We start from the raw sequence: 12,065 nt of genomic DNA, 5'->3' as shown, positions 1-12,065 counted from the left end.
CCCGTTCGATGCGCGCCGTACTTTCGTGCGGCGCCGCGATCGCTGCGCCCGCGCGACCTTCGCGCGTCGAACCGCCCGCCGGATGCGGTACCGACGCGCGCAATCGACGATCGACAATCAGTCCGGCGCGCGGCCGCGAAGGGTCGCGTCGACCGGTAATCCTGTCCCATTCGACAACAGAGGTTAAGCACGATGAAACTGCTTCGCTATGGCCCGTCCGGCCAGGAAAAGCCCGGTATCCTCGACGCGGACGGCCGGATTCGCGACCTGTCCGCGCACGTGCCGGATCTTGCCGGCGATGTGCTGACCGACGCGGGTCTCGCGCGGCTGCGCGCGATCGATCCGGCTACGCTGCCGCTCGTGTCCGGCGAGCCGCGCATCGGCGCGTGCGTCGGGCACGTCGGCAAGTTCATCGGCATTGGGCTGAACTATGCCGATCATGCGGCCGAAGCCGGCATGCCGGTGCCCAAGGAGCCGGTCGTGTTCGGCAAGTGGACGAGCTCGATCTGCGGCCCGAACGATGGCATCGACATCCCGAAAGGCTCGGTCAAGACCGACTGGGAAGTCGAGCTGGGCGTCGTGATCGGCGCGAAGTGCAAGGACGTCGACGAGGCGAGCGCGCTCGATTACGTCGCGGGCTACTGCGTTGTCAACGACGTGTCCGAACGCGAATGGCAGATCGAGCGCGGCGGCCAGTGGGACAAGGGCAAGGGCTTCGACACGTTCGGCCCGATCGGCCCGTGGCTCGTCACGCGCGACGAGGTGCCGGATCCGCAGCGTCTCGACCTGTGGCTCGAGATCGACGGCCACCGTTTTCAGAACGGCAACACGCGCACGATGGTGTTCACCGTCGCACAACTGATCGCGTATCTGTCGACCTGCATGACGCTGCAGCCGGGCGACGTGATCACGACCGGCACGCCGCCGGGCGTTGGCATGGGCATCAAGCCGTCGCCGGTGTTCCTGAAGGCTGGCCAAATGGTGCGCCTCGGGATCGAAGGGCTCGGCGAACAGTTGCAGAGCACGCGCAACGCGCAGTAAGCATGTGCCCGGCGCGAGCCGGGCCGCGGGTGCAATCAGTCGCAACCCGGCCGCGCCGCCCGGTCGTCGGCGTGCCTGCCTGCGGCGCGCGTCGCGAACCGAACATCGATGCAGCAAGGACAAGGGCCCGATTCCGCGCGATGCGGAATCGGGCCCCTGCCGTTTGTACGTGGTGTATGCGGGCTCGATCACACGACGTTGTCGAGTTCGCAATGCGCTTCCAGCCGATACCCGTCGGGATCGACGACGAACGCGGCGTGGTAGCCGGGGCCGTAGTGCTCGCGCTTGCCGGGCCCGCCGTTGTCCTGGCCGCCGTGCTCGAGCGCGGCGCGGCAGAACGCGTCGACCTCGACGTGCGAAGCCGCCTTGAACGACAGGTACGGCCCCGACTCGGCATCGGCGGCGACCGGGCGGGCAGCGTGCTGCAACCACAGCTCCGGTTCGGTCGTGCCGTACCCGATGGCGCCGTCGTCGCTAGTCGCTGGGTATTTCCAAGAAAGACTATGACGCCATGTCGGCCGCCGACAAGCTGAAGGTCGCCGAGAACGTGTCATTGATGATGCAGCAGCTGTCGAAGGCCGACCAGGCCAAGCTGGCCAGCTGACCTCCTTACGGGGGCGACGACACGTCAGTTCCGCCTTTCGGCACGACGTCAGCCTCCATGTCGGCGAGCCGGCTGCGCGCTTAAGTCTGGCCGCCCGTCTCGCGCCGTTGCAGCATGCGGGCGACACGTTCGCCCGCCGCCTGAAAGCGCAGCGCCAGCGAGTCGGGCGCCAGCACCTCGAATTCCACTTCCAGCGCCATCAGCCAGTACGTCAGCGATTCCAGCGATTGCCCTGTGCAGCGCAGCAGGCAGCGGCTGTCGTCGTCCAGCGCCTCGACCTGGCCGGCCGATGCGGGAATGCGCGCCGCCATCACCGCGCGCGGCGCATGCAGCACGATGCGGGCTTCTTCGGCATTGGGCGCCTGGCCCACGGAACGCGCCACATACGCGCGCAGGTCGCCGCCTTCCGGGGGCGGCCGCGGCGCGAAGTGCGCGCCCAGCGCCACGGGGCCGGCAATGCGGTCCAGCCGGAAGGTGCGCCAGTCGTCGCGCGCCGGGTCCCACGCCACCAGATACCAACGCCACCCCGTGTGCGCCAGCCCTTGCGGCTCGACCTGGCGCGTGCTGGCCTGGCCGCGGCTATCGGCGTAGTCGAAATTCACGCGCAGCTGATCGCGGCAGGCGGCCGCCAGCGTGGCCAGCTGGCCGGCGTCCACCAATGGGCCGGCGCGCGGCAGCGGCACGATGGCCGAGCGCAGCGCATCCAGTTTGTGGCGCAGCCGCGTGGGCATGACCTGTTCCAGCTTGACCAGGGCGCGCAGCGCGGCTTCTTCCACCCCGCCGATCGACCCGGTGGCCGCCGTGCGCAGCGTGATGGCCACCGTCATGGCCTCGTCGTCGTCCAGCAGCAGGGGCGGCAGCGTGTTGCCCGCGCGAAACGCGTAGCCGCCCGCCACGCCGCTGCTGGCCTGGATCGGGTAGCCCAGTTCGCGCAGCCGGTCGATGTCGCGCCGCAGCGTGCGCGGGTGCACCGCCAAGGCTTGCGCCAGCTCGGCGCCGGCCCAATGGCGGCGGGTCTGCAGCAGGGAAAGCAGGCGGAGCAGGCGGTTGCTGGAACTGAGCATGGTGGGGCGACGATACCTCGTATCGAGGGCAGAAACTGTCCGCAATGGATTCTACAGTTCGTCCGTCGTCAGCGGCCACGGGGCCGCGGCACTCACCCCCCGAAATCCGGAGCCTTTTCCATGTCTATCGTTTTCTATTGGCACCCCCAGTCCAGCGCCTCCCCCATCGCCTGCGCCCTGGCCGAATTGCAGGTCCCGCACGAACGCGTCAAGGTGGATATCCGCGCGGGCGAACAGCGCCGCCCCGAATTCCTGGCCCTCAATCCCAATGGCAAGGTGCCCACGCTGACGGTGGACGGCGCGCCGATGTTCGAGGCCCTGGCGATCCATCTGTGGCTGGGCGAGAACTGGGGCGTCAAGCAAGGCCTGTGGCCCGTCGCCGGTACCCCCGAGCGGCTGGCCGCCCTGTCGTGGTGCGCCTGGGCCTACGTGACGTATGGCGCGGTGCTGTCGCGCCTGTTCCTCACGACCCACGGCGATGAACAGATTCGCGATGCCGGCCAGGCCGCGCGCGCCACCGCCGACCTGGATTCTCTGCTGGGGCTGCTGGATGCGCACCTGGCGCGCCAGCCCTGGATGCTGGGCGGCGAATACTCGCTGGCGGACCTGGTGGTCGGGTCGGTGGTCGGGTATTCCGCCATGGTGGGCGCGCCGGTGGCCGCGCACCCGAAGGTGCAGGCCTGGCTGGGCAAGGTCAAGAGCCGCCCCGCGATGCAGGGCGACGTCTGAATGTGAAAACGCCGCGCCAGGCCGCTCGCTTATCAGCCCCAGCAGGTGCCGGCGGCGGGCTTGCCGCAAGCGCGGTAGTTCACCGAATACCACAGCTTGCCTGCGGTGCGCCTCGGCATCGAAGGGCCTGGCGAGCAGTTGCAGCGCACGCGCGGCGCGCAATAACCGCGCATGCCGCGATTCCGCTGAACGACCGCCTGCGGCGGTCGTCGGCAACCGGACGGCGATGATTCAAAAGCGAGGGCCCGATTCCGCATCAAGAGGAATCGGGCCCTTGGCGTTCGTACGCGAACGGGTCACACGATGTTGTCCAGTTCGCAATGCGCTTCCAGCCGGTATCCGTCGGGATCGACGACGAACGCCGCGTAATAGCCGGGGCCGTAGTGCTCGCGTTTGCCGGGCCCGCCGTTGTCCTGGCCGCCGTGCTCGAGCGCGGCGCGGTAGAACGCGTCGACCTCGACGGGCGACGCTGCCTTGAACGACAGGTGCAACCCGGACTCGGGATCGGCGGCGATGGGGCGAGCTGCATGCTGCAGCCACAGCACCGGTTCGGTCGCGCCGTAGCCGATCGAGCCGTCGTCGCTATACAGCCGCTTGTAGCCGAGCGCGCCGAGCGTGCTGTCGTAGAACGTGCGGCTGCGGCCGATGTGGGCGACGCCGAAGGAAAGGTGATCGATCATCTGTGGGCTCCTTGAACTGAGGGGGACGTCAGTGCAGCAAACCGGCTTACAGGCACCATGCCAGCCGCTTGCAGCGAAGCGCGCCGAGCGTGCTGTCGTACGACGCGCGGCTGCGGTCGTTGTGGATAACACCGAAGGAAAGTCGATCGATCATCTGTGTCTCCTTGATCTGAAGGGGCCAGTGCAGCCAACCCGTTCGTAACCACCATGATGGTTATGTTAGAAAGCGGCCGGAAGCTTGTCAACCGGCATGATGGTTAGATACGATCGCGTCATGAGCAAAACGCAACCTTTCGTCATGACGGACTGCCTGATTCCGGCGCCGCCGGAAACGCTGAGCATCGATTTCGCGAACACGCTGTACTGGCGCGGCGCCGATGCGCCGACTGAAACCCTCGGGACGCTGGACGACCTGGTCACGTGGTGCCGCGAGCAGGCAGGCGTACCGGCCAGTCTGGCCGACGCGTGTCACGTACGGGAGAAGGGGGACGAACCGGCGACGCTCGCTCGCGCGCTCGCGTTGCGCGAGGCGCTGTATCGGCTCTTTCATGCGCAGGCCGAGCAGCGCGAGCCGCACGCCGACGATCTGGCGCTGCTCGGCGGTTTTCTTGCAGAAGCGGCGCCGCGCGTCGCGCTGGCGCGCATCGACGGCGCCTATGGGTGGCGGATCGGCGGCACGGGCGCCACGCTCGCGGCGCTGCTGAGCCCGGTGCTGTGGTCGGCGATCGACCTGCTCGGCGGGGCGCGGCTCGCGAAGGTCAAGCGTTGCGCGAACGACGCCTGCCAGTGGCTGTTCATCGACGACAGCAAGAACGGCAGCCGCCGCTGGTGTTCGATGTCGTCGTGCGGCAATCGCGCGAAGGCGTACCGCCACTATCACAAGGCCGAGTGACGGACCGTTTCAGGCAAGCGCGCCGGCGCGTCGAATCCGGCCTGCCTATTTCACCGACAACTTCCGCCACAGCGTCGTCTTGCTGATGCCGAGCATCGCGCACGCGCGGTCGCGGTCGCCGCCGCACGCGTCGAGCACCGCGCGGATCTCGTCGGCTTCGGCACGGCGGCGGCGCGCGTGCAGTGTCTGCGCATCGTCGATGTCGGCCGCGTCGGGCGGCGCCGCGAACAGCTCGGGCGCGATCGCCTGCAGCGCGTCGGGATCGAGCGCGCCGCAAGCGGCGGCCGGATCGTTTTCGTCGGCTTCCTCGGCCAGCTCCACCGCGATCCGCTCGATCACGTTCTGCAGTTCGCGCACGTTGCCGGGCCACCGGTAGCGCGCGAGCGTCGCCCGGGTTGCGCCGAGCACGCGCGTCGCGTCATCGGCGTCGCGCAGGCGTTCGGCGAGGCGCGGTTCGCGTCGTGCGGCCTGCACGAGCAGCGTTGCCGCGAGCGCGGGAATGTCGGCCGCGCGCTCGCGCAGCGGCGGCAGGCCGACGTTCAGGATGTTGAGCCGGTAATAGAGATCGGCGCGGAACGTGCCGGCCTCGACGGCCGCGAGCAGCGGACGATGCGTCGCGGCGATCACGCGCACGTCGATGCGGATCGGCTCGGTCGAGCCCAGGCGGATCACCTCGCGCTCCTGCAGCACGCGCAGCAGCCGGCTCTGCAGCGACGGCGGCATTTCGCCGATCTCGTCGAGAAACAGCGTGCCGCGGTGCGCGGCCTCGAACAGGCCGGTCTTGCCGCCGCGCCGCGCGCCGGTGAACGCGCCTTCCTCGTAACCGAACAGTTCGCTCTCGAGCAGCGCTTCCGGAAACGCGCCGCAGTTGACCGCGACGAACGGATAGCTGCGCCGCGCGGACAGCGCGTGCAGGCTCTGCGCGATCATTTCCTTGCCGGTGCCGCTTTCGCCTAGCACGAGCACGGTCGCGTCGGATTTCGCGTAGCGGCGCACGAGGTCGCGCACGCGCGCCATCGGCGCCGACGCGCCGACCACGTCGTCGAGCGCGTAGCGCGCGGCGAACTGCTGCGTGGTCGGCTGCGAACGCAATGCGCGGTCGAGCCGTTCGACCGCGCGCGATTCCTGGAACGTCAGCACGCTGCCCGACGTCACGCCGCGATCGACCAGCGGCCCGCGATGCACGACGTAGCGCACGCCGCGCACGGTCGCGAGCGCGTCGCCGTCCTCGCCGCGCAGCGTGCGCAGCTCGGGGCGCAGGTCGACGAGCGCGCGGCCCACGGCCGCCGCGGGTTCGACCCCGAGCGCCGACGCGAGCCGTTCGTTGATCGCCTCGACGCGGCCGCGTGCGTCGAGCGCGACCACGCCATCGCGCAGGTGTTGCAGCAGCGTGTCGAGCCGCTGGCGGCGGAACCCCTCGGCGTGCGTCGCATACGCGACTTCGAGCGCCGTCTCGACGGCCTTGCGCACCGAAGCGTGCGAATACAGGAACACCGCGCCCATGCCGGCGCTGGCCGCGAGATCGGTGACGAGGCCCGGGCCGACGATCGTTTCGATGCCGCGATCGCGCAGGTCGTGCACGCAGGCTTCCGCTTCCTGCGCGGACTGATATGACGCAAACTGCACGTCGAGGCCGTACGCGGCGACGAAGCGGCGCACCTCGGGCGGCGTTTCCCCGGCGCTGACGAGTGCGATCCGCGATGCGTCGCGCCGCGCGCGTGCGAGCGCCTGCATCACGTCGAAGCCGGTCGGCGACACGACCACCACCGGCACCTGCGCACGCGTTTTCAGGAAGCCGCCGTTCGAGCCGGCCGCGACGATCACGTCGGGCCGCGTGGCGCCGGCCTCGGCGATCGCGCTGAGCGCATCCTCATACGCGCGCGTCACGATGCGCACGTCGGCGCGTTCGTCGAATTCGCCGGCGATCTCGCGAAACAGGTCGCGCAGGCGGCTGATGCCCATCGCCCAGATGCGCGGGCGCACCGTGCGGTCGGCCGGGCCGGCGGGCTTGGTCGAGGAGAGGTCCATGACGGCCGATTATGCGCGTGCGATTTCATTTTTGAAACATGAAATTGCCGAATTGAAATCTCAGGACGCTGTAGCGCTCGGGGCGGTTGCTTAAGAATCAGTGGGTTAGCGACGTTTCGCGAGCTGGCCCGGTCCTTGCTGTTATCGGGCATTCCATCAGGAGGCCGTTCATGAGCAATACGCATCTTCAGAGCGCCGGCGCGAAATTCCGCGCGGCAGTCGCGGCGGAACAACCGCTGCAGGTGGTCGGCGCGATCACCGCGTACGCGGCCAAGATGGCGCAGGCCGTCGGCTTCAAGGCCGTGTACCTGTCGGGCGGCGGCGTCGCCGCAAACTCGCTCGGCATTCCCGACCTCGGCATCAGCACGATGGAAGACGTGCTGATCGACGCGGGCCGGATCACCAACGCGACCGACCTGCCGCTGCTGGTCGACATCGACACGGGCTGGGGCGGCGCGTTCAACATCGCACGTACGGTCCGCTCGTTCATCAAGGCCGGCGTCGCGGCCGTCCACCTCGAAGACCAGGTCGGCCAGAAGCGTTGCGGCCACCGTCCGGGCAAGGAAGTCGTGCCGGTCGAGGAAATGGTCGATCGCGTGAAGGCCGCGGTCGATGCGCGTACCGACGACCAGTTCGTGATCATGGCGCGCACCGATGCAGCCGCCGCCGAAGGGATCGACTCGGCGATCGAGCGCGCGGTGGCCTACGTCGAAGCCGGCGCGGACATGATCTTCCCGGAAGCGATGAAGTCGCTCGACGACTACCGCCGCTTCAAGGCCGCCGTGAAGGTGCCGATCCTCGCGAACCTGACCGAATTCGGCTCGACGCCGCTGTTCACGCTCGACGAACTGCGCGAGGCGAACGTCGACATCGCGCTGTACTGCTGCGGCGCGTATCGCGCGATGAACAAGGCCGCGCTGAATTTCTACGAAACGCTGCGTCGCGACGGCACGCAGAAGGCAGCCGTGCCGACGATGCAGACGCGCGCCGAGCTGTACGACTTCCTCGGCTATCACGAATACGAACGCAAGCTCGACGAGCTGTTCGCGCAGGGCAAGAAGTAACGCGGCCCGCCCCCACGAGACACGAATCTGAACGTTGTATGGGGCCAGCACAAGCGCTGAGGCGCCAACACTGGCCGACAAATCGGAGAATCCAGAGATGAGCGAGACGAAAGACGCAGCAGCACCGGCCGCCGCAGGCGCATTCAAGCCGAAGAAGTCGGTGGCGCTGTCGGGCGTGACGGCCGGCAACACGGCGCTGTGCACGGTCGGCAAGACCGGCAATGACCTGCATTACCGCGGCTATGACATTCTCGACGTCGCCGAATCGTGCGAATTCGAGGAAATCGCGCACCTGCTCGTGCACGGCACGCTGCCGAACCTGACCGAACTGGCCGCATACAAGACCAAGCTGCGCGCGCTGCGCGGCCTGCCGAGCGCGCTGAAGGTGGCGCTCGAGCAGATCCCGGCGTCCGCGCACCCGATGGACGTGATGCGCACCGGCGTGTCGGTGCTCGGTACCGTGCTGCCGGAGAAGGACGACCACAACCTGCCGGGCGCGCGCGACATTGCCGACCGCCTGATGGCGTCGCTCGGCTCGATGCTGCTGTACTGGTATCACTTCTCGCACAACGGCAAGCGCATCGAAACGGAAACCGACGACGACTCGATCGGCGGCCACTTCCTGCACCTGCTGCACGGCAAGACGCCGTCGAAGTCGTGGGTCGAGGCGATGCACACGTCGCTGATCCTGTACGCGGAGCACGAATTCAACGCATCGACGTTCACGGGCCGCGTGATCGCGGGCACGGGCTCGGACATCTACTCGGCGATCACCGGCGCGATCGGCGCGCTGCGCGGGCCGAAGCACGGCGGCGCGAACGAAGTCGCGTATGAAATCCAGAGCCGCTACAGCTCGCCGGACGACGCCGAAGCCGACATCCGCCGCCGCGTCGAGAACAAGGAAGTCGTGATCGGCTTCGGCCACCCGGTCTACACGATCTCGGATCCGCGCAACAAGGTGATCAAGGGCGTCGCGCACAAGCTGTCGAAGGAAGCGGGCGACGTGAAGCTGTACAACATCGCCGAGCGTCTCGAATCGGTGATGTGGGATGCGAAGAAGATGTTCCCGAACCTCGACTGGTTCAGCGCGGTGTCGTATCACATGATGGGCGTGCCGACCGCGATGTTCACGCCGCTGTTCGTGATCTCGCGCACGTCGGGCTGGAGCGCGCACATCATCGAGCAACGCGTCGACAACAAGATCATCCGCCCGAGCGCGAACTACACGGGCCCGGAAGACCTGCAGTTCGTGCCGATCGAGAAGCGCTGATCGCCCGCCGCGCGTGCCGGCGCCCGTGATGCGGGCCGCCGGCGCGCGCGGAACGTCATACCCAGATTCCCGCCCCACATCATGAATACCGCCAACCGCAAACCCCTGCCCGGCACGTCGCTGGATTATTTCGACGCGCGCGCCGCGGTCGACGCGATCGCGCCCGGCGCCTACGACACGCTGCCGTACACGTCGCGCGTGCTCGCCGAAAACCTCGTGCGCCGCTGCGATCCGGCGATCCTCGCCGAGTCGCTGAAGCAGATCATCGAGCGCAAGCGTGAACGCGACTTCCCGTGGTTTCCGGCGCGCGTGGTGTGCCACGATATCCTCGGGCAGACGGCGCTCGTCGATCTCGCCGGCCTGCGCGACGCGATCGCCGACGGCGGCGGCGACCCGGCGAAGGTCAACCCGGTCGTGCCCGTGCAGCTGATCGTCGACCACTCGCTCGCCGTCGAATGTGGCGGCTTCGATCCGGACGCGTTCGCGAAGAACCGCGCGATCGAGGATCGCCGCAACGAGGATCGCTTCCACTTCATCGAGTGGACGAAGAAGGCGTTCGAGAACGTCGACGTGATCCCGCCGGGCAACGGCATCATGCACCAGATCAACCTCGAGAAAATGTCGCCGGTGATCCAGGCGCAGGACGGCGTCGCGTACCCGGACACCTGCGTCGGCACCGACAGCCACACGCCGCACGTCGACGCGCTCGGCGTGATCGCGATCGGCGTGGGCGGCCTCGAAGCCGAGAACGTGATGCTCGGCCGCGCGTCGTGGATGCGCCTGCCCGACATCATCGGCGTCGAGCTGACCGGCAAGCGCCAGCCCGGCATCACCGCGACCGACGTCGTGCTCGCGCTGACCGAGTTCCTGCGCAAGGAAAAGGTGGTGGGCGCGTACCTGGAATTCCGCGGCGAAGGGGCGGCGAGCCTCACGCTCGGCGATCGCGCGACGATCTCGAACATGGCGCCCGAATACGGCGCGACGGCCGCGATGTTCTTCATCGACGGCCAGACGACCGACTACCTGCGCCTCACCGGCCGCAGCGACGAGCAGGTGAAGCTCGTCGAGACCTATGCGAAGGCAGCGGGCCTGTGGGCCGATACGCTCGCCAACGCGCAATACGAGCGCACGCTGACGTTCGACCTGTCGAGCGTCGTGCGCAACATGGCCGGCCCGTCGAACCCGCACAAGCGGCTGCCGACGTCCGATCTCGCCGCGCGCGGGATTGCCGGTCAGTGGGAAGAAAAAGCGGGCGAAATGCCCGATGGCGCGGTGATCATCGCCGCGATCACGAGCTGCACGAACACCAGCAACCCGCGCAACGTGATCGCCGCGGCCTTGCTCGCCCGCAACGCGAACGCGCGCGGCCTCACGCGCAAGCCGTGGGTGAAGAGCTCGCTCGCGCCCGGCTCGAAGGCGGTCGAGCTGTATCTGGAAGAAGCGAACCTGCTGCCCGAACTCGAGAAGCTCGGCTTCGGCATCGTGGCGTTCGCGTGCACGACCTGCAACGGGATGTCGGGCGCGCTCGACCCGAAGATCCAGCAGGAGATCGTCGATCGCGACCTGTACGCGACGGCCGTGCTGTCCGGCAACCGCAACTTCGACGGCCGCATCCACCCGTATGCGAAGCAGGCGTTCCTCGCGTCGCCGCCGCTCGTCGTCGCGTATGCGATCGCCGGCACGATCCGCTTCGACATCGAGAAGGACGTGCTCGGTCACGACCAGGACGGCAAGCCCGTCACGCTGAAGGACATCTGGCCGACCGACGAGGAGATCGATGCGATCGTCGCGTCGAGCGTGAAGCCCGAACAGTTCCGCAAGGTCTACGAACCGATGTTCGCGCGCAGCGCCGATGCGGGCGAGCGCGCGGCGCCGCTGTACGACTGGCGCGCGCAGAGCACGTACATCCGCCGTCCGCCGTACTGGGAGGGCGCGCTGGCCGGCGAGCGCACGCTGCAGGGCATGCGCCCGCTCGCGGTGCTCGGCGACAACATCACGACCGACCACCTGTCGCCGTCGAACGCGATCCTGCTGGATAGCGCGGCCGGCGAATACCTCGCGAAGATGGGCCTGCCGGAAGAAGACTTCAACTCGTACGCGACGCACCGGGGAGACCACCTGACCGCGCAGCGCGCAACCTTCGCGAACCCGACGCTGATCAACGAGATGGCGGTCGTCGACGGCGCGGTGAAGAAGGGCTCGCTCGCTCGCGTCGAGCCGGAAGGCAAGGTCATGCGGATGTGGGAAGCGATCGAGACGTACATGAATCGCAAGCAGCCGCTGATCGTCGTGGCCGGTGCCGACTACGGCCAGGGTTCGTCGCGCGACTGGGCTGCGAAGGGCGTGCGGCTCGCGGGCGTCGAGGCGATCGCCGCCGAAGGCTTCGAGCGGATCCACCGCACGAACCTGATCGGGATGGGCGTGCTGCCGCTCGAGTTCAAGCCGGGCACGAACCGGACGACGCTCGGCATCGACGGCACCGAGACCTTCGACGTGATCGGCGAGCGCACGCCGCGCGCCGACCTGACGCTCGTGATTCACCGCAAGAACGGCGAGCGCGTCGAGGTGCCGATGACGTGCCGGCTCGATACGGCCGAGGAAGTGTCGATCTACGAAGCGGGTGGCGTGCTGCAGCGTTTCGCGCAGGACTTCCTCGAATCGTCGCAGGCGGCCTGACGGGCGCACATTGGGAA

Annotated in this window: 9 protein-coding genes and 1 pseudogene; 6 read left to right on the top strand and 4 right to left on the bottom strand. The window is 68.2% G+C overall.

Annotated elements, in window-relative coordinates; translation table 11 throughout:
• Nucleotides 1-192 precede the first annotated feature (192 nt).
• Complete coding sequence (locus OHZ10_RS17910; RefSeq protein ID WP_059238549.1) at nt 193-1,041, top strand: ureidoglycolate lyase; 849 nt, start codon at nt 193-195, stop codon at nt 1,039-1,041.
• A gap of 188 nt (nt 1,042-1,229) precedes the next feature.
• On the opposite strand, the pseudogene OHZ10_RS17905 reads toward OHZ10_RS17910, so the two are convergent.
• A pseudogene (locus tag OHZ10_RS17905) lies at nt 1,230-1,517 on the bottom strand (VOC family protein); the annotation flags it as partial.
• A 208-nt stretch (nt 1,518-1,725) separates the two neighbouring features.
• Nucleotides 1,726-2,709, bottom strand: a complete 984-nt coding sequence (locus tag OHZ10_RS17900; RefSeq protein WP_059238553.1) for a helix-turn-helix transcriptional regulator — start codon at nt 2,707-2,709, stop codon at nt 1,726-1,728.
• 120 nt (nt 2,710-2,829) lie between these two features.
• Here OHZ10_RS17900 and OHZ10_RS17895 point away from each other — a divergent pair, with 120 nt between their 5' ends.
• On the top strand, nt 2,830-3,438 hold the full coding sequence (locus OHZ10_RS17895; protein WP_059238555.1) for a glutathione S-transferase family protein: 609 nt from the start codon (nt 2,830-2,832) through the stop codon (nt 3,436-3,438).
• A gap of 296 nt (nt 3,439-3,734) precedes the next feature.
• Here the strand turns inward: OHZ10_RS17895 and OHZ10_RS17890 are convergent, their stop codons facing one another.
• Nucleotides 3,735-4,118: a VOC family protein gene (locus OHZ10_RS17890; RefSeq protein ID WP_059238558.1), complete on the bottom strand. Its 384-nt coding sequence runs from the start codon at nt 4,116-4,118 to the stop codon at nt 3,735-3,737.
• Between the two features lie 250 nt (nt 4,119-4,368).
• On the opposite strand from OHZ10_RS17890, the gene OHZ10_RS17880 reads away from it, so the two are divergent.
• Entirely contained in the window at nt 4,369-5,010 is a 642-nt protein-coding gene (locus OHZ10_RS17880) for a CGNR zinc finger domain-containing protein (protein WP_340625765.1), read from the top strand.
• A 45-nt stretch (nt 5,011-5,055) separates the two neighbouring features.
• Here OHZ10_RS17880 and prpR read toward each other — a convergent pair whose 3' ends face one another.
• Nucleotides 5,056-7,038, bottom strand: coding sequence for a propionate catabolism operon regulatory protein PrpR (prpR, locus tag OHZ10_RS17875; RefSeq protein WP_174991639.1), 1,983 nt, complete (start codon nt 7,036-7,038; stop codon nt 5,056-5,058).
• Nucleotides 7,039-7,208: 170 nt separating this feature from the next.
• On the opposite strand from prpR, the gene prpB reads away from it, so the two are divergent.
• The 3 genes from prpB (at nt 7,209) to acnD (ending at nt 12,048) form a co-directional block, all read left to right on the top strand.
• Nucleotides 7,209-8,102, top strand: coding sequence for a methylisocitrate lyase (prpB, locus tag OHZ10_RS17870; protein ID WP_059238564.1), 894 nt, complete (start codon nt 7,209-7,211; stop codon nt 8,100-8,102).
• Between the two features lie 97 nt (nt 8,103-8,199).
• Nucleotides 8,200-9,372 carry a bifunctional 2-methylcitrate synthase/citrate synthase gene (prpC, locus tag OHZ10_RS17865; RefSeq protein WP_059238566.1) on the top strand — a complete coding sequence of 391 codons (1,173 nt, stop codon included), beginning with the start codon at nt 8,200-8,202 and terminating at the stop codon, nt 9,370-9,372.
• Nucleotides 9,373-9,453: 81 nt separating this feature from the next.
• A complete protein-coding gene (gene acnD, locus OHZ10_RS17860; RefSeq protein ID WP_340625599.1) occupies nt 9,454-12,048 on the top strand; it encodes a Fe/S-dependent 2-methylisocitrate dehydratase AcnD in 2,595 nt (864 codons plus the stop codon).
• Nucleotides 12,049-12,065 lie beyond the last annotated feature (17 nt).

It is taken from the genome of Burkholderia arboris (assembly GCF_038723655.1).
In the GTDB taxonomy this organism is placed as follows: Bacteria; Pseudomonadota; Gammaproteobacteria; order Burkholderiales; family Burkholderiaceae; genus Burkholderia; species Burkholderia arboris.
This window is presented reverse-complemented; position numbering and strand designations above follow the sequence as displayed.